The organism is Micromonospora sp. NPDC003197 (genome assembly GCF_053590565.1).
Genome location: NZ_JBSFTE010000034.1, coordinates 1 through 26,795, shown reverse-complemented (window position 1 = coordinate 26,795; position 26,795 = coordinate 1). Strand labels below are relative to the sequence as shown.

General features: G+C 65.9%; 28 protein-coding genes. 13 read left to right on the top strand and 15 right to left on the bottom strand.

Annotation, left to right across the window (positions count from 1 at the left end; all coding sequences use genetic code 11):
* Nucleotides 1-181: 181 nt before the first annotated feature.
* Nucleotides 182-589, bottom strand: coding sequence for a hypothetical protein (locus ACWDV4_RS27305; RefSeq protein ID WP_449984357.1), 408 nt, complete (start codon nucleotides 587-589; stop codon nucleotides 182-184).
* Between the two features lies 1 nt (nucleotide 590).
* Complete coding sequence (locus ACWDV4_RS27300; protein WP_449984354.1) at nucleotides 591-1,394, bottom strand: GNAT family N-acetyltransferase; 804 nt, start codon at nucleotides 1,392-1,394, stop codon at nucleotides 591-593.
* 41 nt (nucleotides 1,395-1,435) lie between these two features.
* Between ACWDV4_RS27300 and ACWDV4_RS27295 the strand changes: the two genes are divergently transcribed.
* The 3 genes from ACWDV4_RS27295 (at nucleotide 1,436) to ACWDV4_RS27285 (ending at nucleotide 2,698) form a co-directional block, all read left to right on the top strand.
* Nucleotides 1,436-1,828 (top strand): YidH family protein, encoded by a 393-nt coding sequence (locus ACWDV4_RS27295; RefSeq protein WP_449984351.1) that lies wholly within the window; start codon nucleotides 1,436-1,438, stop codon nucleotides 1,826-1,828.
* On the top strand, nucleotides 1,825-2,199 hold the full coding sequence (locus ACWDV4_RS27290) for a DUF202 domain-containing protein (protein ID WP_449984348.1): 375 nt from the start codon (nucleotides 1,825-1,827) through the stop codon (nucleotides 2,197-2,199). Before ACWDV4_RS27295 ends, ACWDV4_RS27290 begins: the two co-directional genes overlap by 4 nt.
* Nucleotides 2,200-2,272: 73 nt before the next feature.
* Nucleotides 2,273-2,698, top strand: coding sequence for a PLD nuclease N-terminal domain-containing protein (locus ACWDV4_RS27285; protein ID WP_449984345.1), 426 nt, complete (start codon nucleotides 2,273-2,275; stop codon nucleotides 2,696-2,698).
* A gap of 36 nt (nucleotides 2,699-2,734) precedes the next feature.
* On the opposite strand, the gene ACWDV4_RS27280 is transcribed toward ACWDV4_RS27285, so the two are convergent.
* Entirely contained in the window at nucleotides 2,735-3,229 is a 495-nt protein-coding gene (locus tag ACWDV4_RS27280; RefSeq protein ID WP_449984343.1) for a MarR family winged helix-turn-helix transcriptional regulator, read from the bottom strand.
* Nucleotides 3,230-3,345: 116 nt separating this feature from the next.
* Here ACWDV4_RS27280 and ACWDV4_RS27275 point away from each other — a divergent pair, with 116 nt between their 5' ends.
* Nucleotides 3,346-3,726 carry a DoxX family protein gene (locus tag ACWDV4_RS27275; protein WP_449984341.1) on the top strand — a complete coding sequence of 127 codons (381 nt, stop codon included), beginning with the start codon at nucleotides 3,346-3,348 and terminating at the stop codon, nucleotides 3,724-3,726.
* Between the two features lie 11 nt (nucleotides 3,727-3,737).
* Here ACWDV4_RS27275 and ACWDV4_RS27270 read toward each other — a convergent pair whose 3' ends face one another.
* On the bottom strand, nucleotides 3,738-5,384 hold the full coding sequence (locus ACWDV4_RS27270) for an acetolactate synthase (protein ID WP_449984338.1): 1,647 nt from the start codon (nucleotides 5,382-5,384) through the stop codon (nucleotides 3,738-3,740).
* Nucleotides 5,385-5,520: 136 nt separating this feature from the next.
* Nucleotides 5,521-6,294, bottom strand: coding sequence for an enoyl-CoA hydratase/isomerase family protein (locus ACWDV4_RS27265; RefSeq protein ID WP_449984335.1), 774 nt, complete (start codon nucleotides 6,292-6,294; stop codon nucleotides 5,521-5,523).
* A gap of 88 nt (nucleotides 6,295-6,382) precedes the next feature.
* Between ACWDV4_RS27265 and ACWDV4_RS27260 the strand changes: the two genes are divergently transcribed.
* Together ACWDV4_RS27260 and ACWDV4_RS27255 are read left to right on the top strand one after the other, a co-directional pair.
* Nucleotides 6,383-6,859 (top strand): DUF6232 family protein, encoded by a 477-nt coding sequence (locus ACWDV4_RS27260; protein ID WP_449984333.1) that lies wholly within the window; start codon nucleotides 6,383-6,385, stop codon nucleotides 6,857-6,859.
* The gene (locus ACWDV4_RS27255) at nucleotides 6,856-7,851 is read left to right on the top strand and encodes a DUF1152 domain-containing protein (protein WP_449984331.1); all 996 of its coding nucleotides are present in this window, start codon (nucleotides 6,856-6,858) and stop codon (nucleotides 7,849-7,851) included. The genes ACWDV4_RS27260 and ACWDV4_RS27255 overlap by 4 nt, the downstream gene beginning before the upstream one ends.
* Nucleotides 7,852-8,005: 154 nt before the next feature.
* On the opposite strand, the gene ACWDV4_RS27250 is transcribed toward ACWDV4_RS27255, so the two are convergent.
* A complete protein-coding gene (locus ACWDV4_RS27250; protein ID WP_449984329.1) occupies nucleotides 8,006-10,138 on the bottom strand; it encodes a PrsW family glutamic-type intramembrane protease in 2,133 nt (710 codons plus the stop codon).
* Nucleotides 10,135-10,692, bottom strand: coding sequence for a hypothetical protein (locus ACWDV4_RS27245; protein ID WP_449984326.1), 558 nt, complete (start codon nucleotides 10,690-10,692; stop codon nucleotides 10,135-10,137). Before ACWDV4_RS27245 ends, ACWDV4_RS27250 begins: the two co-directional genes overlap by 4 nt.
* Nucleotides 10,693-10,820: 128 nt before the next feature.
* On the opposite strand from ACWDV4_RS27245, the gene ACWDV4_RS27240 reads away from it, so the two are divergent.
* Complete coding sequence (locus tag ACWDV4_RS27240) at nucleotides 10,821-11,300, top strand: DUF6232 family protein (protein ID WP_449984323.1); 480 nt, start codon at nucleotides 10,821-10,823, stop codon at nucleotides 11,298-11,300.
* Nucleotides 11,301-11,392: 92 nt separating this feature from the next.
* On the top strand, nucleotides 11,393-12,037 hold the full coding sequence (locus ACWDV4_RS27235; RefSeq protein ID WP_449984320.1) for a GNAT family N-acetyltransferase: 645 nt from the start codon (nucleotides 11,393-11,395) through the stop codon (nucleotides 12,035-12,037).
* On the opposite strand, the gene ACWDV4_RS27230 is transcribed toward ACWDV4_RS27235, so the two are convergent.
* The 4 genes from ACWDV4_RS27230 to ACWDV4_RS27215 all read right to left on the bottom strand — a co-directional run bounded on the left by ACWDV4_RS27230 (nucleotide 12,020) and on the right by ACWDV4_RS27215 (nucleotide 13,796).
* Entirely contained in the window at nucleotides 12,020-12,505 is a 486-nt protein-coding gene (locus ACWDV4_RS27230) for an OsmC family protein (protein WP_449984317.1), read from the bottom strand. The two genes, ACWDV4_RS27235 and ACWDV4_RS27230, sit on opposite strands and share 18 nt — an antisense overlap.
* A gap of 29 nt (nucleotides 12,506-12,534) precedes the next feature.
* On the bottom strand, nucleotides 12,535-12,723 hold the full coding sequence (locus tag ACWDV4_RS27225; protein WP_449984314.1) for a DUF397 domain-containing protein: 189 nt from the start codon (nucleotides 12,721-12,723) through the stop codon (nucleotides 12,535-12,537).
* Nucleotides 12,724-12,816: 93 nt separating this feature from the next.
* Nucleotides 12,817-13,005 carry a DUF397 domain-containing protein gene (locus ACWDV4_RS27220; RefSeq protein WP_449984312.1) on the bottom strand — a complete coding sequence of 63 codons (189 nt, stop codon included), beginning with the start codon at nucleotides 13,003-13,005 and terminating at the stop codon, nucleotides 12,817-12,819.
* Nucleotides 12,996-13,796, bottom strand: a complete 801-nt coding sequence (locus tag ACWDV4_RS27215) for a helix-turn-helix domain-containing protein (protein WP_449984310.1) — start codon at nucleotides 13,794-13,796, stop codon at nucleotides 12,996-12,998. Before ACWDV4_RS27215 ends, ACWDV4_RS27220 begins: the two co-directional genes overlap by 10 nt.
* Nucleotides 13,797-14,105: 309 nt before the next feature.
* On the opposite strand from ACWDV4_RS27215, the gene ACWDV4_RS27210 reads away from it, so the two are divergent.
* Complete coding sequence (locus ACWDV4_RS27210; RefSeq protein WP_449984308.1) at nucleotides 14,106-14,378, top strand: hypothetical protein; 273 nt, start codon at nucleotides 14,106-14,108, stop codon at nucleotides 14,376-14,378.
* 119 nt (nucleotides 14,379-14,497) lie between these two features.
* Here ACWDV4_RS27210 and ACWDV4_RS27205 read toward each other — a convergent pair whose 3' ends face one another.
* Nucleotides 14,498-14,956, bottom strand: a complete 459-nt coding sequence (locus ACWDV4_RS27205; RefSeq protein ID WP_449984305.1) for a DUF4259 domain-containing protein — start codon at nucleotides 14,954-14,956, stop codon at nucleotides 14,498-14,500.
* A gap of 356 nt (nucleotides 14,957-15,312) precedes the next feature.
* On the opposite strand from ACWDV4_RS27205, the gene ACWDV4_RS27200 reads away from it, so the two are divergent.
* The 3 genes from ACWDV4_RS27200 to ACWDV4_RS27190 all read left to right on the top strand — a co-directional run bounded on the left by ACWDV4_RS27200 (nucleotide 15,313) and on the right by ACWDV4_RS27190 (nucleotide 17,481).
* The gene (locus tag ACWDV4_RS27200) at nucleotides 15,313-16,293 is read left to right on the top strand and encodes an ISAs1 family transposase (protein ID WP_449984302.1); all 981 of its coding nucleotides are present in this window, start codon (nucleotides 15,313-15,315) and stop codon (nucleotides 16,291-16,293) included.
* A gap of 136 nt (nucleotides 16,294-16,429) precedes the next feature.
* Nucleotides 16,430-17,272, top strand: coding sequence for a transposase family protein (locus ACWDV4_RS27195; protein ID WP_449984299.1), 843 nt, complete (start codon nucleotides 16,430-16,432; stop codon nucleotides 17,270-17,272).
* Nucleotides 17,266-17,481, top strand: coding sequence for a hypothetical protein (locus ACWDV4_RS27190; protein ID WP_449984296.1), 216 nt, complete (start codon nucleotides 17,266-17,268; stop codon nucleotides 17,479-17,481). Before ACWDV4_RS27195 ends, ACWDV4_RS27190 begins: the two co-directional genes overlap by 7 nt.
* Here ACWDV4_RS27190 and ACWDV4_RS27185 read toward each other — a convergent pair.
* Nucleotides 17,458-18,519 carry a polymorphic toxin-type HINT domain-containing protein gene (locus ACWDV4_RS27185; RefSeq protein WP_449984293.1) on the bottom strand — a complete coding sequence of 354 codons (1,062 nt, stop codon included), beginning with the start codon at nucleotides 18,517-18,519 and terminating at the stop codon, nucleotides 17,458-17,460. The two genes, ACWDV4_RS27190 and ACWDV4_RS27185, sit on opposite strands and share 24 nt — an antisense overlap.
* Nucleotides 18,520-18,539: 20 nt before the next feature.
* Between ACWDV4_RS27185 and ACWDV4_RS27180 the strand changes: the two genes are divergently transcribed.
* Nucleotides 18,540-19,166 carry a hypothetical protein gene (locus tag ACWDV4_RS27180; RefSeq protein WP_449984290.1) on the top strand — a complete coding sequence of 209 codons (627 nt, stop codon included), beginning with the start codon at nucleotides 18,540-18,542 and terminating at the stop codon, nucleotides 19,164-19,166.
* Nucleotides 19,167-19,241: 75 nt separating this feature from the next.
* On the opposite strand, the gene ACWDV4_RS27175 is transcribed toward ACWDV4_RS27180, so the two are convergent.
* Both ACWDV4_RS27175 and ACWDV4_RS27170 read right to left on the bottom strand, forming a co-directional pair.
* Nucleotides 19,242-23,075 carry a polymorphic toxin-type HINT domain-containing protein gene (locus tag ACWDV4_RS27175; RefSeq protein WP_449984287.1) on the bottom strand — a complete coding sequence of 1,278 codons (3,834 nt, stop codon included), beginning with the start codon at nucleotides 23,073-23,075 and terminating at the stop codon, nucleotides 19,242-19,244.
* Nucleotides 23,072-25,978 carry a hypothetical protein gene (locus ACWDV4_RS27170; RefSeq protein WP_449984284.1) on the bottom strand — a complete coding sequence of 969 codons (2,907 nt, stop codon included), beginning with the start codon at nucleotides 25,976-25,978 and terminating at the stop codon, nucleotides 23,072-23,074. Before ACWDV4_RS27170 ends, ACWDV4_RS27175 begins: the two co-directional genes overlap by 4 nt.
* Nucleotides 25,979-26,795: the final 817 nt, after the last annotated feature.

Below are 26,795 nucleotides of genomic sequence, written 5' to 3'. Positions count from 1 at the left end.
GGGAGGTGTCGTGAAATGTCAGGGCAATTTGCCCCATCAGCTGAGCAGGCCGAAGCCGCAGCAGTGGGCGAGCCGGATTCGACCGGGCGGTGCGGATCGGATCCGAAACAGGGTCATCGATGTCGGTGTGGACGGCTACGCCACCACTGCGTACGGGACGCCGTACACGGGATCTGGCGGGTCAGTCCGAAAGCCCCAGCGTCGACCGGATCTTGGCGATCATCGCAGCCTCCACCTCGGTGATGCCGGCGGACACCTGCCCGACCTGCTCGACGGCCGCCACCACCGTGGCCCGGTACTGGTCGACCTCATTGGGCACCTTCGCCTCGAGGATCTGCACCGCCTGCCGCAACGCCGGCAGCACCTCCCGCTCCACGTCGGCCGGTGAGTCGCTGGCCAACCGGGGCAGGCCCCCGCTGGTCAGCACCTCCTTGACCAGACCGGTCGAGTCGGCGAAGACGTTGGAGGCAGCGAAGCTCTCCCGGATCAGGTCGAGCACCCCGGGGTCGGCGTTGGAGACCAGAAAGACGGCACCGAACGCGGCGGTCTTGACGACCTGCCTCTCCTCATCCGTCAGCTGTTGATCCACATCATGGAGTGTAGACGTACGGGGTGGTCGTCGTGATCGTGACGAACCCGAGCCGATGCAGAATCGGGCGGCTGTCGTCGGAGGCGTCGACCTGCATCAGCGTGAACCCCCGGGTGTCGGCCAGCCGAGCCCGGTGGGTGACCAGCGCCCGATAGATCCCCCGACCCCGCCACTCGGGCAGGGTCGCCCCACCCCAGAGCGAGGCGAACCCGGTGCCGGCCTGGTAGCGCACCCAACCCGCGCTCAACACCTGCCCGGTCTCGACCTCCTCGGCCACCACCACGGTCAACCGGTCGGCCCCGGCGGCCAGCTCCTTCTCCAGCATGTCGGCCACCCGGAACCGGTTCTCACCCCAGACCGCCGTCTCCATCTCCGCGATCCGGTCCAGGTCCGCACGAGCGGTCACCTCACGCAGCCGTACGCCCTCGGGCAGCACCGGCAGCACGGCCGCCAGCGGCGCGACCGGGCCAACCACGACGGCCTCCCGTGCCTGCGGCTCGAACCCGGCGGCCCGCAACCGGTCGCCCAGATCGGCCGGCTCATCGTGCTCGACCAGCTTCCACTCGACCTGCTCGCCCCGACGGGCGAAGATCTCCCGCTGTCGGACGATCAGCTCGTCCAGCTCGGCCCCGGACAGCCCGCCCAGGTCCCGATAGGTGAGGAAACCGCCCGAGGACTGACCGATGACCCGCACCAACGGGCCGTCCCGCTCGACGGTGACACCGGCCGGCATCGGATCCGGAACCTCCGGCCGAAGTTGGCTGTCATAGGCCGCACGAAGTGCGGAAACGTCAAGATCGGTCATGCGCTCAGGTTACGTCGGCAAGCAACCGGATATTCCCTGTCGTGCTCCAGACGATCAAACAGTGGTTCGACACCCGGGAGGTACGCCAGGTCGGTACCGCACCGGACTACCGGTTCTCCCTGTCCAACGAGCGGACCTTCCTCGCCTGGCTGCGTACCGGGCTGGCCCTGATCGCCGGTGGGCTCGGCGTCGCCCAGTTCCTTCCCCCGCTGCCGGTGGCACACGGACGCGAGGCGATCGCCGTGGTTCTGCTCCTGCTCGGGGCATCGGTCGCGGTCGGGGCGGTGGACCGCTGGATCCGTACCGAGCGGGCCATGCGGCTCGGTCAGGAGCTACCGCCGACACGGCTGCCCGCCGTACTGGCGATCCTGGTCAGTGTCGGTGCGCTGCTGCTGGTGGTCGTGGTATTGCTGCCGTCGCGCGGTGTCCGGTGAGTCGACCGTCTGGGCCACCCCCACTGAGTCCCGAGCCCGGGGCACCACCGGACAGTGCCAAACCCGGGCTGGTCGCCGAACGCACCCGGCTGGCCTGGCTCCGGACCAACCTGGCGGTCATCATCGTGACCCTGCTCGTCACCCGCCTGGCCCTGATCAAAGGAATCCACGCGATGCCCTGGGTAGCTCGATCGATCATCGGCGCGGCGCTGGGCTGCTGGATCGCCTTCGCGCTGGTCAGTTTCCCCCGGCTCACCGGCCGGACTCGGGAGCAAGCCGACGGTGCCGGATTCGCGCTGCCGCTGGTCGCTCTGATCACCGTCGGCTTCGCCACGCTCGGGGTGCTGTTCATCCTCGCCGGACTAACCTGATCAACCCTGTCGGAGTGGGCTGATCACCCTTGTCGGAGTGGGCGGGCCGTCGGTCATGGGCCATCATTGTCCAATGGCCCGCCTGTACGTCGTCCTCTTCATCGCGCAGATCATCCTCGCGGCAGTTGCTCTGATCAGCTGCCTGTCGGCCGAAGAAGGGGAGATCCGCGCCCTACCCCGGTTCGTCTGGGTGCTGATCATCCTGATCTTCCCGCTGGTCGGCTCGATCGGCTGGTTCCTCGCCGGCCGCCCGGCCCCCGCTGGCAAACCAGATAGCGGTTTACGGCCGGGTGGGGGCTCCCCGGAACGGAACCGCCCGCGTCAGGTGGCCCCGGACGATGACCCGGAGTTCCTCCGCTCCCTCGACGCCCAACGCGCCAAGCAGGACCAGGAGATGTTCAAGAAGTGGGAGGAGGACCTGCGTCGCCGCGAGGACGACCTACGTCGCCGCGAGTCCGGTGAGCCGCCCCGCGACGACACCACGCCGAGCAACGGGTAGACCGGACGACACCCAGGGGTCTCCGGCGGGCATTGATCAGTTCGAGTGGCTGCGAGGGCAGGCGGTGTCGGGATCGATGGCTCGCAGGATGCGCTGACCGGCCTCCCGCAGCTGACGCTGCTGTGCCTTTGTGAGCGGGTCGAAGACGAGCCGGCGGACCGTGTCGACATGTCCGGGTGCGGTCTCGACAACCTTGGTCCAGCCGTCGTCGGTGAGTACGGCCAGCGTGTAGCGGCCGTCCGTGGGGTCGGGTCGGCGGCGTACCCAACCACGTTTCTCCAGCCGGCCGACCACCTGGGAGAGCCGGGACAGTGAGCCTTCCGCGAATGCCGCGAGCTCGCTCATCCGCATGGTGCGCTCGGGGTACATGGAGAGTCCGGCCAGCACCTGGTATTCGAAGTGGCTGATCCCGGCGTCACGTTGTAGCTGCGCGTCCAGAGACCCGGAGAGCCGGATCAGCAAACCGACCAGTGCGATCCACGTCTGCTGCTCTTCGTCATCCAGCCAGCGTGGCTCCTCCGCGCGCTCCATGCCTCCAGCATAACTTCACGCCTGAAGTGATTCCTCCGCCCGATGACTTGAAGCTTGAAGTGAGTGCCGCTAGCTTTCACTCAACACTTGAAGTCACCTAGCGGCCGGAGGGCCCCGTGGAAATCGTTCTGTGGATCATTGCTGGCCTGCTGGCCGTCGCCTTCCTGTTCGCGGGAGCGAACAAGGTGCTGCAGCCGAAGGAGAAGCTGCTCGCCTCCGGCATGCACTGGGTCGAAGGAACCAACCCCGGCCTGGTCAAACTCCTCGGCGGGCTGGAGGTGCTGGCCGCGATCGGGCTGATCCTGCCTGCCATCCTCGACATCGCCCCGGTGCTCGTACCACTGGCCGCGCTCGGCCTGGTCGTGGTCATGATCGGCGCGATCGTCGTCCACGCCCGCCGCAAGGAAGTCCAGTCGGTCGTGATGAACATCGTCCTGCTGGTGCTGGCGGCCGTGGTCGTCTGGGGTCGGTTCGGCCCGTACTCCTTCAGTTCCTGACCGGGTAGGCGTCAGGCCAGGTTGGACGAGCGGGGGTAGGCGTCGGCCGGGTCGGTGAGCACGTTGACCAGGTACGGCACGCCGGCGTCGAACGCCCGCTTCAGCGCCGGACCGAGATCACCGGCCTTCGCCACCGTCTCCCCCGCCCCGCCGAGGGCGGTCACCACATCGTCGTAACGCAGCCCAGGTTGCAGGTCAGCGGCCACGTCATAGCCGTACATGGCCTGCATCGGGTGCTTCTCCAGACCCCAGATGCCGTTGTTGCCCACGACGATGACCACCGGCAGCTTCTGCCGTACCAGGGACTCGACGTCCATCAGCGAGAAGCCGGCAGCACCGTCGCCCATCAGCACACACACCTGCCGGTCCGGGTGGGTGATCCTGGCCCCCATCGCGTAACCCATGCCGGTGCCGAGGCAGCCGTACGGCCCGGGGTCGAGCCAGGTGCCGGGCAGCGCCGGCTCCAGGTAACGGCCGGCGTACGACACGAAGTCACCACCGTCGCCGATGGTGATCGCGTCGGGGTCCAGCACCTGGCGCAGCTCGCCGTAGACCCGGGCCGGGCGGATCGGGTCGCTGTCGGCGGCCATCTCGGCGGCGTGCTTGGCCTTGGCCGCGTCCTCGGCCACCCGCAGCTCGGCGATCCAGTCGGCGTGGTCGGTCCGGTCGCCGGAATACTCGGCCAGCGCGGACAGGATCAGCCGCAGATCACCTGCGGGCGCGACGGCCGGTTCGACGTGCCCGGCCCGCTGCTGGGGGGCGTCCACGATGTGTACGACCTGCGCGTCACCGAAGTCGCCGAAGCTGAGCCGGAAGTCCAGTGGGGTACCGACCACCACGATCACGTCGGCGCCCTTGAGCGCGACCCGGCGGGCCTTGGCGAAGGCGAGCGGGTGCTCCGGGGACAGTGCTCCCCGACCCATGCCGTTGGTGAAGACCGGTACGCCCAGTGCCTCGGCCGCCGCCCGCAGCGCGGTGACGGCGTCCCCGGCGTAGACGTCGGAGCCGGCGACGATGACCGGCCGCTGCGCCCCGGCGATCAGCCGGGCGGCCTTGGCGACCTCGTCGGGGTCCGGCTCGATCGGGGCGATCACCGGCACGGCGGGACGGTCGACGTCGGCGGTCGAGAAGACCACCTCCAGTGGCAGGTCCAGGAAGGCCGGTCCCCGGTGCGGGCTGAGCGCGGCGGTCAACGCGGTGGTGATCGCGGTCGGGATGTCCTCGGTGGCGAAGACGGTGGCCGCGTGCTTGGTGACCGGCGCGACCAGCGGCACGTGGTCGATCTCCTGGAGGCTGCCCGAGCCCCACCGGAAGGCGGGTGCCCGGCCCCCGAGCACCAGCACCGGTGAGGCGTTGAAGTAGGCGCTGGTCAACCCGGAGATGCCGTTGGTGACGCCAGGTCCGGCGGTGAGTACCGCCAGACCCGGGCGGCGCTGGAGCTTGGCGACCGCTTCGGCGGCGAAGACCGCCGACTGTTCGTGTCGGACGTCGACGATCCGCATCACCGGCTGGCCGTCGGCGGCGACCCCGGCCCGGTGCGCGGCGTCGTAGAGCGGAAAGACGTGACCGCCGGAGAGGGTGAACATCTCGCGCACCCCGTAGCCTTGAAGGGCCGCCAGCACCAGGTCACCGCCGTTGCCTTCGATCCGCTCCGTCATCGTCGCTCCTGTCGATCGGCATGGATGGCCCTCAGGGGCCGCGATTGGCCTCGATCGGCCGCATGTTACCGGTCAGTCGGGATGGCAAGAAGGGCACAACGCCCCTGATGTTCGCGGTCAGGCGACCGGTGAACCGTCAGCGGCCGGTGAAGTCGGGCTTACGCTTCTCGACGAACGCGGCCATGCCTTCGCGCCGGTCGTCGGTGGCGAACAGCGCCGCGAAGAGCTGACTCTCCCAGGCCAGCCCGGAGGCCAGGTCCATCTCCAGGCCACCGTCGATCGCCAGCTTCGCCGCGCGCAGCGCCTGCGCCGGGCCCGAGACGTACGGCTTGACCAGCGCCACCGCCGCGTCATAGACCTCGGCCGCCGGCACCACCCGGTCGACCAGCCCGATCCGCAGCGCCTCCGACGCGTCCACCATCCGCCCCGACATGATCAGGTCCTTGGCCCGGGCCGGGCCGACCAGGCGGGCCAGCCGCTGCGTACCACCGGCACCGGGGATGATGCCCAACTTGATCTCGGGCTGGCCGAGCTTGGCGTCCTCGGCGACCACCCGCCAGTCACAGGCCAGCGCCAACTCGCAGCCCCCACCGAGGGCGTATCCGGTGATCGCCGCGACCACCGGCTTGGGGATCCGGGCGAGGGCACCCAGCGCACTGGACAGGTCGGCTGACCGTTCGGCCATGTCCACGTACGACATCTCGGCCATTTCCTTGATGTCGGCACCGGCCGCGAAGACCTTCTCGCCGCCGTACACGATGACCGCCCGAACCTGCGGGTCGGCGGTGGCCTGCGTCGCCGCGGCCCGCAGTTCCTCCTGCACCTGGGTGTTGAGCGCGTTCATCGGCGGCCGGTCCAGCCGGATCGTGCCGATGCCGTCGTTGATCTCCAGGCGGACGAAGTCCCCCACGCTGCACCTCCACGTCGAAGTCGCGAGCCAGCGTACGTCCCCGGCTCGTTGGGTAGGTTGTCCGGTAGCGGAACGATCGGGGTCGGAAATGATCACTTACTACGACGACCGCGCCATACAGGTCACCTCCGATGCCATCCGGGTCGGTGGGCGAAGCTATCCGCTACGCGGACTGGCCCGGGTGTGGCACCAGCGGGGCCGCCGCTCGTGGCGGGAACTGGCCGGCCGAGGTGCCATCGGCGCGGCACTGGTCGGGCCGATCGTGGCCGCCATCATCGGACTGGTGGTCGCGCTGCGGATCGACGCATCCCTGGCCGTCACGATCCTCCTGGTCGGCATCGCCTGCCTGGTCGGTCTCGCCGCCGGGCCGATCGCCGACCTCCTACTCGAACACCTGGACCGGTCGTACGCCCGAGGCGCGCACGACCTGGAGATCTGGGCCGACTTCCAGGGCCGGCCGGTGCTGCTCGTGCACACCAGCGACGCGCTGCGGTTCGGCCAGATCTACCGAGCGCTGCAACGAGCGCTGGAGAGCGGCCAGCCCGTCCACGGATCCCGCCCGTGATCCCACCGGGCAGCTATGTGATCCCACCGGGCAACTCGCCGTCCCTGGCGACTCCACCACTCTTCGCGGCGCTGAGCAGGGCGCGCAACATCCTCATCGCCGGGGCCGGCGGCGGCTTCGACATCTACGCCGGTCTGCCGCTCGCACTGACGCTGCTCGAAACCGGCAGACAGGTGCACCTGGCCAACCTGTCGTTTACCCAACTGGAACTGCTCGACCTGGACAGTTGGCTCGACGAGAACCTGGCCGTGGTGGAGCCGGACACCGCTGGGCCGGACGACTACTTCCCGGAACGGACCCTCGCCCGCTGGCTGGCCACACACGATCTCCCCGCCACGGTCCACGCCTTCCCCCGGACCGGGGTGCAGCCGCTGCGGGCCGCCTACCGCACCCTGGTCAAGCACCTCGACGTCGACGCACTCGTGCTGGTCGACGGCGGAACCGACATCCTGCTGCGCGGCGACGAGACCGGCCTGGGAACGCCCGAGGAGGACATGACCAGCCTGGCGGCGACAGCCGGGCTGGAACTGCCGACCAAACTGGTCACCTGCCTCGGGTTCGGCATCGACGCGTACCACGGGGTCAACCACGTCCAGGTGCTGGAGAACATCGCCGCTCTCGACCGCGAAGGCGCGTACCTCGGGGCGCTTTCCATCCCCAGCCAGAGTCGCGCGGCGACGCTGTACCGGGACGCGGCGGCGGACGCGCAGGCCGCCACCCCACTCCGGCCCAGCATCGTCAACGGCCAGATCGCGGCGGCGACCCGGGGCGAGTGCGGCGACTACCAGTTCACCACCCGCACCCGGGGCAGCGCCCTGTTCGTCAACCCGCTGATGGCGATCTACTTCACGGTCGACCTGGACGCCCTGGCCCGACAGTCGCTCTATCTGGACCGGTTGGAGCACACCGTCGGGATGCGTCAGGTCAGCCTCCGGATCGAGCAGTTCCGTGCGGAGATCTCACCCCGGACACCCCGGGCCTTCCCGCATTGAGCTATGGCCGAGCACTCCGCTGGTTCCGCGTACTGGCTCCAGCACATCTGCCGTTGGGAACGGTTGTTGTCACCGGAGCAACAACAACCGTTCCCAGTTCGTTCTTGATCAAGACCAGCACGAGATCAAACACGCATCAGGTCGCGCTGGGTGCTCAAACCTCGCCGGGGAAGAGCAGCAGCAGCACCCAACTGGTCAGCCAGAGATAGCCGCTGAAGACAACAGCGGCCACGGCCCAGGACAGCCGGGGTGGGAGCGGCTGCTGCCGCCGCCACGCCAGGACCACCGGCACACCCATCACCAGTACGCCGAGCAGCACGGCCGCCCAGTGCACCACGCCGAGCACGGCCAGCCCGAATCCGGTGGCGAGCAGCCAGGCCGGTGCCGGTTCCGGCGTACCGGGGGAAGCGGGTGGGTGCTCCGAGCCGGTCAGTCGGGCCAACTCGGCGCGTGCGGCGGCCAGTTCGACCCGAGCCGTCTGCACGGGTGTCGGTCGGGGGGCCGACGGCTGCCAGACCGGCGGCGAGGGCATCGGATACCAGGCGTGGGCGGGCATGCCGTACCCGGGCTGAGCAGGCATGGGGTACCCGGGCTGAGCAGGCATGGGGTACCCGGGTGGGGCAGGCATGGGGTACCCGGGTGGGGCGGGGGGCGTGGGATACCAGCCCCCCGGTGCGGGCGGCGGATACTGGGCGGGTACCGGCGGCCACTGCCCGCCGGGCACGGGCTGTGAATATTGGCCCGGCACGGACTGTGGATATTGGCCTCCCGGGATTGGCTGCCACTGCCCTGGAACTACCGGCGCGGGTCCGTACGGAGTCCACTGTCCCGGCAAGGGCGGCGGATAATGACCAGCCATCGGTGGATACGGCCAGGGGACAGGGGCGGCCACCTGGCCAGGCGCAGCAGGGGTGCCTTGGACCGGGGCAGTGGGGGCGCTCTGGATCGGAGCTGCGGGTGCGTCCTGGACTGGTGCTGCGGGGGCCGGGACTGCAATCGGAGTCGGCTGGGCCGACGCGATCGGGGCGGGTATCGGCTGAGCTGGGATGGCCGGAAAGTAGACAGCCGGGGCGGCCGGCACCGGGTCGACGGGGAGCTGCACGAACCGCAGCTGTGCCCGGTGCAGGCGGCGAACGGCCGCTGCTGCGGCAGCACCGTGCGCCCGGCGGACCGCGCGTACGACCCGGAAGCGCCGAAGCGAGGACCCCAGGGTGTACGCCTCCTCCGCCGTCGCCACCGCAGCAGTCGCCGGCTCGCCAGCACCAGGTTCGGCAGTGCCAGGTTCGGCAGTGCCAAATCCGGCAGCATCAGCTCCGCCAGTGCCAACCTCGGCAGCGGCAGATTCGGCGGGACCAGCCGGGACGATGGACAGAGCCGAATCCGCGAACCGGGTCGGGTCGGCGAGTTCGGCGGTGAGCTGCGCTGTCTCGGTACGCCGGATCCGGGCCAGCCAGATCCAGCCCAGCAGGGCGGGCGCGGCGATGACCAGCAGCAGACCGCCCAGCGGGGCGAACCCGGGCAGCTTGTCCAGGGCGTTGGTGGCGGCGAACCCGAGTGGCGCGTTCACGGCAAAGTGGCACAGCGCCCCCAGCCCGAAGCCCAGCCCGAGCATGCCGAACCGTCGGCCCCGACTCTGGTCGGTACGCAGCGCGAAGTAGGCGATCCCGGCCCCGACCAGGGCGCTGAAGAGCGGATGGCCGGCCACGCCCGGCACCATGATCCGCAGCACGAGGATGCGGAACGCCTCGCCGATGTTGTCGGGCAGCATCTCGTCTGCCGAGGTCCAGGCGTAGGTGGCATCTTCCACGATGGTGAAGCCGACGCCGACGATCGCGCCGTACACCGCTCCGCTGAAGACGGTACGCAGATGCGGGCGGGCGGCCAGGATCAGCAGCGCCACCCCGATGCCCTTGATGATCTCCTCGCCGATCGGGGCGACGATCGCCGCACCCCAGTCGGCGGCGAACCACGGGCTGAAGACCTTGGCCAAAATGACGTCGGCGAACCAGTTGAATCCGCTGGCGGCCACGATCGACGCGGTCGCGCCCCAGGCGTACGCCATGAACACCAGCCACCACGGGCGGCGGCCGAGGTGGTCAAGCTGTCGGATCAGCAGCAGTGACAGCAGGCCGAACATCAGCAGTGGGGGCAGGCTGACCAGCGCGGCCAGGGGCGTAACCAGGGCCATGAAGAACATCAGCAGAAGCGTGCCGAGCGTCCCGAGCGCCAGTGTGGCCAGCAGCAGCCAGAACGTCGGGGTACGCAGCGGCGACCATGGCCGGGTCATGCGGCCCCCTCGATCTCGATGCTGGCGAGCGCGTCGTTCAGTGACGCGGGTAGGACAGCGCAGTTGGTAACCGGGGTGACCAGGGCGACGACGCCGACCGAACCGGCGGTCAGGATGGTGTAGCAGCCGCTCTCGCTGGTGGCGTACTCGTCCTCGGCGACCAGCGAGCCACGCTCGCCGGTGACCCCGGAGGTGGTACGCGTCGATTCGGGCCGCCCGAGCAGTTGCAGTCCCTGGTCCCGCTGGAACTTGTCTCGGGCGTGCGCGACATAAGGCTCGGCGTCACCTCGGAACGACTGGGCGCTGAGCTGCACCTCCATCCCGTCGACCAGCAGTATCACCTCACCGCTGCCGGGACGGGAGTCGGAAAGGTTGAGCCGGGAGCCAGCCGGGGGCTGGATCGTGGCGCCGTACCCGATGTCGAGCCGTTCGGTGAGCGGTCGCCCCTCGTTGGGCAACGCGCACGACACCACCCCGGGCACCACGACCATTACCACCAGACCGCCCAACAGCAGCAGCCCGTAGAACGCGTTCTTCCACCCCGTTGCGGCCACCCGGGCACCACACCTCTCCGACGTACGAGGCCGCCCGTCACATTGCGGGCGGTCCGTACAGGGTGCCAGGTGCATGCTCGCCGGTCTGTCCGGGGATCGGGCGGTATTGACAGACACGGTTAGCTGGAATGGTGACCATCTATTACCGCGATAACTCGGTGCAGGTGACCTCCGAGGCGGTCTCCGCAGGTGGCCACAGTATTCCGGTCGCCGAGTTGACCTACGTCTGGCACGTCCGTCGCCGCGGTTCCGTACGCGAGGGCGGCAGGTTGGTGGGACGGGGCGTACTCATCTTTCTGCTGTCGATCCCGCCGCTGCTCGCGGTGATCTGTGTGCTCTCCCTGGCCTACACCGCCCACGACCGGGGCGATTGGCTGGTGCCGGGCGTCATCCTGGCGATCTGCGTGGTCGGCGCGCTGGCGCTGGCCCCGTTCCTGGAGCTGCCGCTGGGCTGGTTGGACCGCTCCTACGACCGGGGCGCGCGGATCCACGAGCTGTGGGTGCAGCGCCGAGGGCAGGAGATCCTGCTGCTGAGTACCTCGGACGCACTACGGTTCGGTCAGATCTACCGGGCCGTGCAACGGGTGGTCGAACGGCACGACACCTGAGCGCCGATACCATCCGCAGTGGATGTTGGCGGGTGCGTGCCGGTGGATATCGTCAACCCCGTACGGCTGTGTGACAAGCGGGGGTGGGCGGGATGGCCGAGACGATGGTCGGCGTCAAACGGGGAGACGAGCTCGGCGAGGCGTACCGGCGCCGGATCACCGAAATCTACGTGCGCAGCTTCGCGGAGGACTTCGTCGCGTTCTCGCGCGACACCGACAAGTTGGCCGACGCGTTCGAGCACATGCTGCTGCTCGAAAGGTTCTACATCGCGCTCGTGGACGGGGAGCCCGCTGGCCTCGCCTCGTTCACCGAGGGCGACCAGACGCTGTTCGTGCCGCGATGGCCGGAGATCCGGCGTCACCTCGGGCTGGTGCGCGGGCTACTCGGCTACGTGGTGATCCGGCGCTGGTTCATGAGGCCCTTCGACGGTGCCCAGCCCGGGCTTGGCGAGATCGGGTTCGTCGCCACCGAGCCGGCTTATCAGGGTCGCGGCGTCGCGACCGCGTTGCTGCGTCACCTGCTGGCGCTGCCCGGATATCGCGAGTACGTCCTTGAGGACATCAAGGACACCAACGCACCCGCCCTCCGCGTCTACACCAAGCTCGGCTTCACGGTGTACAAGCGGCAGAAGGTGCGCTTCGCCAAACGCGCCGGATTCACCGAGCTCGTGTCGATGAAGCTCGTGCAGGACTCCGCGTCCCAGCCAGCCGCCGAGCAATCACCTGGAGCCGTCTGACCCTGCGACCAGGACGATGGGCTCGTTGCGTACCGGAAAATTGACCGAGTTGGCGATGAAGCAGACCTCGTGCGCGGTCTCGTGCAGCGCGGTGGCCTTCTCCACCTGATCCACCGACGCGACGGTGACCTTCGGACGCAGCACGACCTCGGTGAAACTCCCGCCGTCGCCGATCTCGGTCATCGTGCCGATCGGGTTGTCGACGTACGCGGTTACCACGACGCCGCTGCGTGCGCAGAGGCTGAGGTACGACAGCAGGTGGCACTGGGACAGCGAGGCGACGAGCAGTTGCTCCGGGTTCCACCTGCTCGGGTCGCCCCGGAAGGTCGGGTCGGCGGTGCCCGGAATCGGGGGCAGCCCCGGGGCGGTGACCTCGTGCTCCCGGCCGTACGCGCGATAGTTGATCGTGCCGGTGTCCCCGGCCCCGGTCCAGTCCACGGTCAACTCGTAGCTGTGCGTCCTCGACATCAGCTCTCCTTGCTCTGAGCCACGAACGCTCAGTTGTCCTTGGTCTGTGTGACGAACGCACGCCAGGCGGCGGGGGCGAAGACGAGCACCGGGCCGGACGGGTCCTTGCTGTCCCGTACGCCCACCACATCGGGCAGGTTGTCGGCGACCTCCACGCAGTTGCCCCCGTTGCCGCTGCTCCGGGTGCTCTTACGCCACTTCGCGCCGGTCAGGTCCATGCCCGCACCGCCTCCCTGATCATCTCAATCGTCTGCCCATGCGACAGCGCCTCCGCCCGAACAGCCTCCCACGCATTGCCCAGCATCAACGAATCAGTGAGTCTTTACCGCGTTGACGAACGTGCGCCATGCTGCGGGCGCGAAAACGAGTGCCGGGCCAGAACGATCCTTGCTGTCCCGTACGCCCACCACACCCGACAGGTTGTCAGCGACCTCTACACAGTTGCCAGAGTTGCCGCTGCTCCGGGTGCTCTTACGCCACTTCGCGCCGGTCAGGTCCATGCCCGCACCGCCTCCCTGATCACTTCGATCGTCTGCCCATGCGACAGCGCCTCCGCCCGGACAGCCTCCCACGTATTGCGCAACGTCAACAGGTCGGCGGGATTCTGCACGATGTGCCCCTTCAGTTGGTTGTCCAGGTAGGCCACGTCGTCCCCCTCGCCGGGGCTGGCGATGACAAAGGCACCATTGAGCCCGACGTACGCCCCGACACTGACCGGCACGACGTGCAGATGCACATGGTGCCGCGTGCCGACCTCGACCAGGTGCAGTAGCTGTTCCCGCATCACCGCCGGCCCGCCGACCGGGCGACGCAGCACGTACTCGTCGAAGACGGCAACAAGCAACGGCGGCTTCTCCGGGGAAAGCACCACCTGCCGTTCCAACCGAGCAATGACCTGCGACTCCATTTCTTCCTGACTGAATCGGCTCGCTCCGGTTAGCAGCGCCCGGGCGTACGCCTCGGTCTGCAACAGACCGGGTACGACCAGCGGCTCGTACGACCGCAGCGCCACCGCCTCCCGTTCGATCGCCACCCACTCGCGGAACCACGGCAGCAGCGTGTCGCTCAACAGCACATGGTGGATGCGGCCCAGCAGCCCGTCGGTCTTCAGCACCCGGTCACAGCGCTCGGTGAAGTCGAGCTTCGGTATCCGCCGGCTCTGCTCGACCATCGCCACCAGCGAGCCGGAATAGCTGATCTCCTCGCCGAGGGCGACCTGGGTCAGACCACGGGCCGTACGCGCCCGGCGCAGCTCACCGGCGAGCAGGTCCAGTAGGGGGCGGTTCGACATCTACACACTCCTACACACGAGCACTGGGTGGGCGCACGTCTTGCCTGGTAGGCGCGTCGCCCCTGCCGAAAGTAGTCAGCCAATCACAAGGATGAGGGGCAGCGGAACCGCTCGGACCCGCCAGAACGCCGGCAGAACTTCCCCTTCGCTCGGCGCTCGCCAAAGGACGGGCGGAACCGCGGGGCCGCCCTCGTCGTCGCCTTTCGGCACGTTCTCCCCCGGTAGGGCTCCCCGCGTCAGGGCGGCCCCTTCCAGACCGATACGCACAGCCAGCCTGACCGATGCGCCAGGCCCGACGAAAGGCAGACCATGACGCCGCATCTGCGCCCCGATCCGCATCGGACGGTACGGCCGCTGTGGATCTGCCGCTTCGACGCGCAACCGTGGCCGTGTGCGCAGACGCGACTCAGCCTGCGTCGACAGTTCCAGGACAACCCCGTGCCGCTGTACGTCCACCTCAGCGGCCTACTACACGAGGCGATGACCGACCTCTACACGCTCAACCCGGACACCGCACCCGACCCGTACGTGCTCTTCGCCCGGTTTCTCGGCTGGACCCCATCCCGCCACCACCAGACCTGACCCCCATCACCCCACAAAACCGGCCCCGGTACGACTGACGGCAAGCAGTCGTACCGGGGGCTGGACGGACGTTTATAAACAACTGTGATTCCCGAGGAACCTCGTTCATGGCGGCGAGTTCAGGCGGTGGCCGCTCGAAGTACGCGGGCGACAGCCTCGACATGGTTCAACGCAGCATCGCGATCACTGTCGAGAAGCCACCCCAGAAACCATCGACCTTCCGGCCGCGTAACCTCCATAAGCGCGTCAAGCGCAAGCCTGGCCAGGGCGACCCCTGGCTCACGAAGGATTGCAATCGACCATTCCTCATCGGCGTTCTCCTCGGCATCTGACTCAAAGTCGCCCTCCTCATACATCACCACCACGGCCCCGCCGGGTAATGCCAAGGCGATAAGGGCCGCCGCAGCAACTACCTCTTTCGGCCAGACTCGTTCGGTAGATGAAAGTCCAAGGGCGTTAGTAAAGATCTCTCGGAGATATTCCGCCTTCTCACGATCATTCATTTCAGCAAGCTCGTCGAGAAGATCCATCGCATGGTCATTGTCGAACGGCCCAGAACTCCACGTACCCACGATCATCGACCCCTCAGACTCATCAGTAAAATCCCCACACCGCGCTCCGGGCCATTTTGCGACACAGGACGAACCTCAGCCCTCCGAGATTTCATTTTCTGTGCGGAAGAAGCCCTGAGATTCGGCTAAACCAATTAGAGTTATGGCGACCGCTTTCCATTTCAGGATAGTCACGATTTATGAGCGCCTTCCCCTGAGAAAGAAACACATCCATAACATCCTGCTCTAGCGACCAGAGCCAAAGCAAAGTTAGTTGATCTTCGTTGTTCCTGATGGCGGCAGGGTCGGTGAACGAACGCGGCCTTCCTCAGTAGACGATGGCGGTTCTCTACGCCAACCGTCGTCTACCAGAAAGGCCGCTCGTGTCAGTCTCGCACGCGGTCACCGATGTCGTCACGAACGAGTCCGGGGAGGTCAACCTTGGGCAGGTCACCGGCCTGGCCGCGTTATTCGCACAGGTCAGCGACCCACGTAAGCCGAAAGGTGTCCGGCATCCCCTGGCTGCGGTACTGACGGTGTTGACCATGGCACTGCTGTGCGGGGCGCGTGACTTCCGGCAGGCCGCCGATCGGATCGCGGAATTGCCGCAGGCCCTCCTCGAGGCCGCGGGCGCCCGCCGGCACCCGGTCCTGGGCATCCGGATCCCGCCAGGCCGTGACACCCTGCGCCGGCTGACCGAGACCGTCGACGCCACGGTCATGGACCGGCTGATCTGCACCTGGCTCAACACCCTGCTCGACGAGCAGGCCGGTATCGGACTGGCCCTCGACGGGAAAACCGTCCGCAATACCCGCCCCGGCACCACCACCGGCCTAGACGTGCAACTGTTCTCCGCGATGCGCCACGACACCGCCGTGGTCGTCGCACAGGTCCGCGTCCCGGCCGACACCACCGAGGTCACCCAGATCGCCGCCCTGCTCGACCCGGTCGACCTCACCGGCATGACGATCACCGCCGACGCCGCCCACCCCAGCCACAACACCGCCACCTACCTGCTACAACGCGAGGCCGGCTACGTCTTCACCGTCAAGGGAAACCGGCCCGGCCTGCTCACCGCGATCACCGAACGGCTCCCCGCAGCCGTCTCCGACCTCGCCGCCGCAACCAACACCGAACACCGCAACGGCCACCACACCACCCGCACGATCTGGACCGCACCCGCCGACGACGTCGACTTCCCCGGCGCCACCCAGGTCTTCCGAATCCGCCGTGACACCTACGCCCCCGACGGCCAACGCGTCAGCAAACACATCGTGCACGGCATCACCAGCCTGACCTGCACCGCAACCGAAATCGCCGCCCACGTACGCGGACACTGGGCAATCGAGAACAAGGTGCACTGAGCTGATCTCAGCATCGCGAATGTGTTGATTGGTGCGACACGGGCAACGCGGTAGATTTGCGGCGGTGCTGGATGAGGGGTGGGGCCCTCGGTAGGTAGTTCTCACCACAAGATCACCCACATGGTGAGGACCCCACGTGATCGCATATCGTGCCATGCTCGACGTCCCCACGGAACTCGTGCGCCACCTCGCCCGACTCCTGGCCACCGAACGCCGTACGCGGGGCACCCGCCGCGGGACGCGGGCGTTGACCTGCTACCGGCAGGCCCTGCTGGTGTTGGTCTGGTTCCGTAAGGGCGAGGACAGAACACTGTTAGGGGCAGGCTTCGGTGTCTCCCGGGCCACCGCCTACCGGTACGTCGCCGAAGGCGTCGCGGTCCTGTGTGCTCAGGCACCCGACCTACACGACGCCCTCCGGCGGGTCGCCGACGACGGCTGGTCGCATGTGATCCTGGACGGCAAACTGTTCGCCTGTGACCGTCTCGCGGAGACCACCACCAGTGTGAAAGGCGAAACGATCGACGCCTGGTACTCCGGTAAGCACCGGGGCTTCGGCGCGAACATCCAAGCGGTCATGCGCCCTGACGGGATTCCGATATGGACCTCGCCGGCGACGCCTGGGCATGTCCATGACCTGACCTGTGCCCAACAGTTGGGCATCACTGCCGCGCTCAACTGGTCAGCCGCCGAGCTCGACCTGCCCGCGCTGGCCGACGCCGGCTACGACGGCGCAGGTCATGGCATCAAGACCCCGGTCAAGCAGCCGTCCGACCGTAGGCCCCTCGCTGTCGGCAACCGCACCTACAATCGGCTGCTACGCGGCCTGAGATGGCAAGGTGAACGCGGCTTCGCGATCATCAACAGGCGTTGGAAAGCACTCCAACACACCACCGCCAGCCCCCGCGGAATCGGTGACACCATCGCCGCAGCACTGCATCTGACTCATTTCGACTACAAGTACCTACCGCACAGTTGCTGAGATCACCTCACTGGATCCGTGACGTCCTACTCGGCGAAGACGCCCACCACGCCTACCTCGGCAACACCGCCCACACCATGGCAGCCTTACGCAATCTCGCCCTCGCCCTGATCCGCCTCGCCGGTCACACCCGAATCAAACAAACCATGGAACGACACCACGCCAACAAAATGCTCATCCCGACGCTACTCAACGCAGCCACTCAGTGACCAACCGACTTTGCTTTGGCTCTGCTCTAGCGACCTAGCATCATCCTTGCTGATATATCTGTTTCCACGAAGATTGCCAGGCACCTCCACCCACGTTACGTTGACAATGTCGCTCGCATTATATCCGGCTGCCTCCACAGCATGTGGACGCTTCCCCGGCTTGGCCTGTCGGCCCGCCGCATTGACGAGCCCTCGCATATTACTGGTGGCCGAGCCAATATAGAAATTCCCATCATTCAATTCTATTGCATACACGCCCGGCTTCCGCGGGACGCCGAATTGCGTGCCGATGCCGCAGTTATGTACGAGAACCGACTCATTGCCGACCGATACGTAGTATGTGTGGATGTCGTCGACGGTGAGGTTATGGACGGTGGCGACGGCGTTGTAGGCGACGATGTCGATGACGCGGACGCGGGAGCCCTCTGGAGAGAGCAGGGTGTCGCCGGGGTGCAGGTCGGCAGCGTCGGCCCAGCGGCCAGCGTTGGCAACCCAGAACGGGTGAGCGTCAGTGGCGACGATCGTGTCGGTGACATCGCCTTCGTCGCCGTCTACATCAATGCTGACCTCGACGAGCGCCTTGTCGCCGGAGCCCGTGATCTCTCGGGTCACCACCCGGGGACCAGACTCGCCGGTCTCAGGGTCGGTGGCGATTACCTCATCGCCGACCCGGACTTCCTCGATCGGCTTCGTGCTCCCGTCAGCCATCAAAACCAACGTGCCGGGAACGAAGCTGTTCTTCTTGCAATCAGGCACCAAAGAGACTTCTGGGCCCTTCGCGAGCGCGGCCGCGAGTTCGTCAGCCTTCTTTGTTGCCCACTCGATAACCGAATCGGCGCGCGCGATGGCTTTCTCGGCGAGCCTGGCCGCTTTCTGCCAAGCCTTGTACGCCTTAAAAGCGCGATTTATACCCGAGATGACGCTTTTGCCAGCCTTCAAAATCTTTACAGATGGAATGAAGTTGCTGCCGGCGCTTACGCAGGAACCGACATCTCCCTTGAGGAAGCATCGCTCGATATCGCGGATCCCACAAGCCACCCATATGAGAGAATGACTGCGTGATAGATCCCAAGAGAATTAACCTAACCGACTTCCTCGCGACCTGGTACGACGCTCCCAGCAGAAACGCAACACCGCTTCCTGGTTCCTGCGATTGGCTTCCCAATCCGCTGAAGGAATGGCATACGCTGACCTCACGCTGGGAGACGCGACTCACGTTCACAACGACAATGATCTCCCCCGAGAGAATCCGCATCGCCGAAGACGGAAAGGCCATCTTTATGGTGGATGCTACAGGCGACTGGCGCTGGTGCATCGACCCTGACGACCCGGAAGGTGTATTCGATGCCGAGCGCTACGAACCCTGGGATAGGAACCCGGAACAGCTTGAGGAATTTCTCATACATAATACCGTAAGAGAAGCCGTCTATGGCGCCGCCGCTAGAATTAGAGCGCTTGCCGTTCCTGAAAGAATATTGGAAGAAGCCCTAGCCCCTATGGAAGAAGTTGCGTTCGGCGCTTGGAAGTGGCCAGCGCCGGGTTACCGGATTTTCATGGGGAACGCCGCGCTCGCGGAGACGGTCAAGGCCGACTCCGGCTCCGGCTGGGATGTGGAAGTGGTCGCATCAGAATTTGGCCAGCTATCCCATCTCGAGGAAATTTCCGGAGTGCATTGGCGACGGTAGGTCGCATGACGGTTCTTTAAATGAACGAAGGCAGGCGGGGTCCACAATATGTGGACCCCGCCTTTTTGCTTGCTATCAGTTTGCGTTACCAATATAGGGTCTTGATGAAAAAATGGTCCCGTCCAACTGCCTAAACACGACAGTCAAGGAAGCACCCGACGGCAGCATATCCTCCAAAGTCCCGTCGCAGGGTACGCAAACTTCTCGCTTAGCATCCGGATCCCGAAAGTGAATATAAAGTGTCGCATTCCGCATTTCAGGATTCTGGCGCATAAGCGCCGCCACCTGGGCCTCCAGGTGATGCTTGAATCCTGACCTGGTTCCAGGCGCAGGCTTTCCATCAATGCTGGGGTGGATATTCCTGTTTCCCGAGGAAAGCGGATCAGGAAACCACCCGCGCTCATCCGTACGCAGGGCACCGGTGGCACCTCCTGCGCGATCAAAGCGATCGCCTGCCCGCTCAGCGGCCGCAAGCCCAGCCTGGTTACAGTTGTGCACGAGGACTGAGACATTGTGCACTTGCACGTAGTACGTGTGGATGTCGTCGACGGTGAGGTTATGGACGGTGGCGACGGCGTTGTAGGCGACGATGTCGATGACGCGGACGCGGGAGCCGTCTGGAGCGAGCAGGGTGTCGCCGGGGTGCAGGTCGGCAGCGTCGGCCCAGCGGCCAGCGTTGGCAACCCAGAACGGGTGAGCGTCAGTGGCGACGATCGTGTCGGTGACATCGCCTTCGTCGCCGTCTACATCGACGCTGACCTCGACGAGCGCCTTGTCGCCGGAGCCCGTGATCTCTCGGGTCACCACCCGGGGACCAGACTCGCCGGTCTCAGGGTCGGTGGCGATTACCTCATCGCCGACCCGGACTTCCTCGATCGGCTTCGTGCTCCCGTCAGCCATCAAAACCAACGTGCCGGGAACGAAGCTGTTCTTGGGGTCGCAACCAGGCAACGAAGGGGCTTTGTCCTTTGCGAGCGCAGCCGCGAGTTCGTCAGCTTTCTTCGTCGCCCACTCGATAACCGAATCGGCGCGTGCGATGGCTTTCTCGGCTAGTCTGGCCGCTTTCTGCCAAGCCTTGTATGCCTTGAAGGCCCGTTTGACACCCGAGAAGATGGCCTTACCGGCCTTTGCAAGCTTTGCAGCCGGGATGAAGTTGGTCACGGTGCTTACGCAGGCACCAATATCTCCCTTGAGGAAGCATCGCTCGATATCGCGGATCCCAAGGAGTTCCAGTAAAAACTCTAGACCCTGCTCAATGATGATGTCGAGGAGGCTCTTCTTCTTGACTGCCTCAGCTTTCTCCTTTTCCTCTCTTGCGCCGTCAACAATGTTCTTTAGGTCTTCTGGCGTGTAAGACGGGACGGTGAAACCCACGTCGGTTGTGGTATCACCGCAGGTGTAGTCGTTAGCGCCGGTACCGCAGACCTCACGCAGCCCAGTTGCGTCGACATAACTGGTTGGCGCGTTACCCGCATACGCGTAGCCGTGCATCTGCTGCGGGTCGGACGGGTCGATGATCGGATCAACCGAAATGAAACGCCCGGTCTGTGGGTCGTACTCACGAGCCCCAAGGTGTGTCAGCCCGGTGTCGTCCTTGACTCCACCGACGAAGCCCTTGTCATCCGGCCACGCCGGCGCTACATCACCCCGGTCCCCGCCGAACGGAGTCGAGTAACGACGCTGCACCGCCTGGGACACCGCATCCACAGCCACCGAGTTCGTACCGTGGTTGTCGGCGAACATCCAGGTCAGCTTGTTGTCATCCGTCCGCACCGCCACCGTCTGTCCACCGTGGCTGTAGTAGCGGACCGCAGTCTTCGTCGCCCCACCAACCGACTTGAGCTCCATACCTGGCAGGTAGACCGTCGTGCCCGACGCGTCCCGCTTGGCTATCCGGTTACCGCTGGCGTCGTAGACGAAAGTGCTGACCTTGCCGCCCTCAACGGTCTTCTCCAGGTGCCCCTCGGCATCCCATGTCAGCGTCTGGCGCTCAGAGCCAGTGCCCGGCCGGCTCGTGGTATTACCAAGCTCGTCGTACCCATAGGCGACTGTCTGGGTCCCCGCTGGGTCGGTAATCTCCACCTGGGTCATCGTGTGGGGCTGCGGCTGCCCCGGAGCCGGGTAGCCGTAGGTAGAGGTAGTGTCACCACCAGCAGCATGGACAACCTGAGACGTCCGGTTACCGGTCTCGTCATAGGTCCACGAATGCCAGTACTTCGCCGGACCGCCCAATCCACCCACCGTCGGGTCAGGGGCGCAGTCCCCGTCACCCGGAGTCCAGGCCTGGGTGAGCCGAGTCAGATAGTCATAGCGGAAACACTGCTTATCTGCCGCCACACCCGTCGGCGTCTCCGAAATCTCCGTAACGTTGCCTACCGCGTCGTACGTGTAGGACGTGTTGGTGATAAAGCCTGAACCACTGGCAGCAGTTGCGACTCGGGTGCCCTGTAGTCGACGCGTACCGGCCTCGTAGAAGATCTCTTGGTCTACCCACTTCGCCCCGGCACCTAGTCCGACCAGGGACGGCTCAGCGAAGGGCGTGTACTCCGTGACATCGACGTAGGCGGTAGCCCCGGTAGCTGCGGCCCCCGAAAGCGTAGTCGGCAGACCGTAGGCGTTGTAGCCGTACGTCAGGGTTTCCTCGGCCAGGCCGCCGGCGGCGGGCATCTTCGTCGTCGCCGGGCTGCCGTCCGGCAGGTACGTCATATCGAAGCGGTAGTTGCCAGCCAGCACGCCCTCGGAGGCGGGAACCGAGATTTCCGTGCCGGTGGGTTGGCCGGTCGCGTTGTCGTAACCCACCACCCGCGTGGTCCACGCGTTGCCATCCGCATACCGGGTCGACGAAGTCGGCATCCCCTTGTGGAGGGTGTCGTACACCCACTCCGCGCGCTTCGCACCGCTCAGCGAGTTGTCGTGCAGGGCGATGCTGCGGCCGAGGACGTCGTACTCATAGGCAAGCTTCTTGCCGTCCTGAGTTGTGACTGTTTCCTGCTCGCCAGCTGGGGTGTAGGTGAAGCTGGTCGTGCCCCGGTCCGGGTCAACGGTCCGCTCGACTCGACCACGTACGTCATAGAAGTACTGCCACTTGTTCCCACCGTTTGGGGCGGCGTCGGTAACAGTGGTCAACTGCCCCTTGTTGTTGTAGCTGTAGGTAGTTTCGTCGTAGGTGCCCGTCGGCGAGGAGCCCTTGTACTGGCGGAGCTTGATCGTGCTGCCCCGCGCGTCGGTGATCGTCGTGGTGGCGGTACCACCGGTCGGCGGATCCACGTCAACGCGGTCGGTGCCAGTGCGGTGAATGGTGGTCCGCCACTTCTCCGCACCGTTGGCGAAGGTGATCTCGTTGGTCACCCGACCGGCAAGGTCGTAGATCGTTCGCGCCTGGGAGGCGATCGCATCATCTGCGACCAGCAGCACTTCGAAGGCCGGCGGCGCTGAGTTGAAGTAGGGGCCGCTCTTCTTGACCAGCAAACCGCGAGAGTCATAGATCATGTCGGAGACGACACGACCACCCCCGACAGCCGGAATCTGGGATTGGCGCAGCCGGCCCAGACCGTCATACAACTCGTACTTCGTCTGGTAGACACCGGTGGGCTGCAACCGTTTAGTGGTGATCACGTCCGTGCCGTTGGTGGCAATCAGGTAAGCGAACTCGGCGTCCGGCGTGTCCGTGCCCTTGGTACGCCCTGGTCCCCAGACCTTCGACAGCCGGCCGAGCCCATCGAGCTCCATGTCGGTCCGGAGACCATTCACGTCGACCGTCGCGGTCTGCGCTCCGAACGCCGGCTCCACGTAGGTGGTCGACTCGTGCAGCAGCGGGTTGATGGTCTTGACGCTGGTGACCGGGCCGCCCGTCGCCGGGGTGTATAGGGTCTTGGTCACCCCGCCCTTGACGTCAACGGACTCGGTCATCCGGCCGTGCGGATCTGCGTACGCCGCCCGCGATACGGTTTGGTACGTCGCCTTGTTCTGGGCGGTGTCCCATCCCGAGAACTCATCGACCCGGGTGACCTGGCCCTTCGTGGGCTCCGCACCGTGCGTCTCGTTGCCGCATAGAAGCTGAGTGCCTCAGAGATGACATCGGCGGGCCGGACTGGAGTCGCGTCGCATGCCTTGGCGACATTCTCCACCCGCTTCGGCAGGTCGATCAGGTGCTTGGTGGTGTTCGAGACGAACTCGTACCGGGTGCAGGTGTCGAACTCGGGTTTGCCCACGTGCGGCTTGGAACTGACCGCAGTGACGGTGCCGTCAGCGTCGATGGTCTTCTCGATCAAGCTGTCCCGCCAGCCGCCTTCGACAGCAAACCGCCCATGCGTCCGAATGGTGTCAACCAGCGTGGCTTTGGTGGTACCCCACGGCTTGACCGAGGTGGCAGTCGGCTCGGAAATCCATGGATCATCGATGCTACGGGACAGCATCGAGGTATCCTCGGCAAGCCAGGCGATGGTCTCTCGGACCGACCCGGCAAGACGGTCGTGGTCCTCTGCCTCGAAGCCAGCACCACGGGAGTCGGTGACCCACACGTCCTTCTGGCCACCGCTGGCGGTGCGGTCGCCGTCCATGCCTCGGAAGTACCGAGTTTCGGTGACCATCTGGCCTTCGGTCGGGCTGCCTGTACGGGTCTTGACCCGGCCATAGCCACGCCACTGGCTCCAGGTCTTTTCCTCCTCGGGGGTGATCCCGTCGACCTCGTCGTAGCGCCAGGCTGCTCCGCCCAGGTACTCGTAGTGCTTTTCGACCGGCTTGGTTCCATCAAGCTCATCCGACTGCTTGATCGACTTCACGACGTACTTGTGGAACCAGTCCAGCCGCTCGCTGAGCGAGGGGTCGGGAGACCAGCGCACTGGCTGACACCGTTTGGTGTTGGTGTCCGGGCTCGCCGGAAGGCCACCTGGCGCGAAGCAGTCGGGCGTCTCATAGTTCACCGCGATCCGGCCACCGTTCTCGGCCTGGACTGCCGTAACTCGCCACCAGTTGTGCGGAGCGACGTGATCGGAAGCTGCCGAGTCGACTCGGTTGTTGAACGCCTCACCAGTGAACTTGACGTCGGGCAGGGTGATCTCCTGGCCAGCGGGTGCTACGTGCCCGGTGTGTGAGATCGAGTCGAGCCAGAGCCCTGCCCTGGTGAAGTCGCCCGGGTCTGCGTAGAGGTGCTTCAGCGTCCAGGAGTCCACCAGCCGGTACTCGGAGGTGCCGTCCCAGACCTTCGTGGTGACTTTGGCCAGTCTCTTCTGCGTCCAGAAGGTCGGAGAGAACCCGTCGTTGCAGGGTGCAGCCGAGCAATTTTGGTCTACCGGGGTGTCCGGCCAGCTGTCCGGATGATCGAAATCACAGACCGTGCCCTCAGCACACCGGTCCGCCACCTCGAAGACGACCTGCCCGACCGGCTTGGTGGCGTACACCTCGTTCTCACGCTGTCCGTAGTCGATGCGCTTGAGGTAGCCGCCACGGGTGTAGACAGCGGCGTCGTTGACGTCGGCGTTACGGGCATAGCGGTTGGTCTCCGCACCGTAGAAGTAGGACATGGTGTTGCCGTGTACGTCTACGACGTAGTCCAGGTTCCATCGCCAGCCCTGGGCGCGCTCCGAACCAGCGAAGTCTCCGGCCTTGTAGCCGTTCTCACCTGGATGGTTGCCGTAGACCGGCGTGGTCCAGGTCGAGTTGGTGGTTTCCTGTCCAGTAGCGCCGGTGAATCCCGGCAGCTTGTGGTAGCCGAAGTGGTATTGGGTGCCATCCGGGGTGGTCGCGACCCAGTACTCCCCATCGGCATCACCGTTGCCGCGACCAGTGTCGAGCTTCCGCTGCACACGGGTGCCGTCGTCGTTTTTCATCCGCCACGTCGTGCCAGCCGCGTCGACTGGCACCAGCTCGGACCCCTTGCCGTTGAGCGAGATGGTGGCGTTGTCCGTGGCCCAGCACTGGTCACCGGTCGGACGACCGACGTTGTTGGGCAACTGGTTGTTCTTCTTTTCCGTGTCCATGGCACACGGCTTGTACCGGCGCTCCACCAGACCCGGCCAGAACTCGAAGCCCTCACCGATCCAGGACGGCTGATTGTTGGTAGTCACCGTGCGTCCATCGACCGAGCCCGAGGAATACGAGAGTCCGATCTGGGGGGCCGGCCCGTTGATCGCAGGCGGCACTCGCAACGGGTACGACCAGCTGAAATCTCCCGAAGAGCCGCCGTGGGACCAGGTCGCCGAGGGGGCCAACGGCGTGGCCGCGTACGACCCCGACGCGCCGGAGGCAGCGGCTGTCACCGCGAAGGTGGTCACACTGTCCGTCTTCACACCGACATCTGCGACCAGCTGACCAGCTGCAGTGTCGTTGCTGGTGGGAACCGGGCGGCCCTGGCACTCCGAGCGGTCCGGAGTGGTCAGCGCACACTCGGGCAGCGCCACCAGACGCAACCGCGCAGCCCAGTCTCCCCCGTACGCGTAACCAAAGGACTTGTAGTCGACCTGCAACGACACTCGGTCGCTGGACCGGCCGGTGTCAGTCCGCTGCACCCGCAACAGCAACCCGTCCGACTTGGCCTTAATGGTCGCTGCACGGTCGAGCACCTGCACCCGCACCCGACGCGGATCGGGAACATCATCCGCCAGGCGGGCGTCACGTCGAGTCGCTACCCCCACCGACACTGGCGAGTCTCCGACCCGCACTCGCGCCGTGCCAGACCGGGCAGATTGCTGCGCTGCCAGGTCCACCTCGCTGGAGGACGCCGCAGGCCACACGACCTCGCGCACGCCGCGTACCGCAGCCTGCTCTGCCGGGTTGGGTGGTGCCGCTCGGAGCTTCATCTTCGTGCCCGGCACCGAGGGCTCCTTGGGTGCCGCCCACGACGGCCGCTCGGTTTCAGCAGCAGATGCCGGCAGTTGCCCAAGCCCCATCGAGACCAGTGTGATCGTCAGCAGGGCCGACAGCACACGAGCTCGGCGGAGACGGGCAGGCACCCACCTGCGTATCGACCAGCGAGGTGATCGGCGGACATGCCGCGTAGGCATCTTGCCTCCACAAGAGACGGACCGGGGTGGCCGGGGCAAAGAGACGGGAGATCATCGTCAGGGATGAGATTCTCGTATTCAAGATCTTGACGGAGAGCATCCGCGCCCATACGATCCGCTGTCCGTCCTGTTAGATCGTCCTTGGAGGCACCGGTCGTGTCCGTCCCCCTTGCCATATCAGGGCACTTACGGCAACGCCACCGCCGCGTTTTGGCGGCTGGCTTAGCCTTAACACTCGCGGCTGGCGCGCTTGGATCGCCCCCACTGACTGATGCTGCGGCTGCGACTCCGTCAGCCACAACTGAAGCGGACCGACGCGATGAGATAAGCATCCTCGCCGAGGCCACCGCCGAGGCAATCCGCACCGGCCTACCAGTGGAGGTCTTACAGAGGCGTGCCGAGAACAGCAGGTTGTTCGCGAACCCCTCGGGGACGTTCTCCACAGAGACTTTTGCGCAGCCGATCCATGTGAGGAAGAACGACGGCTGGGTCGATATCGACACGACGCTGCAACTCAATCACGATGGGACCATTAGCCTCGGCCCTTCGTTAAGGGCTGTCCAAGGAGTGGACCGGAAACGAAGAAGTGCCTTCTGATCAGGGAAAATAGGGCTTGTCGAGAGTCCTG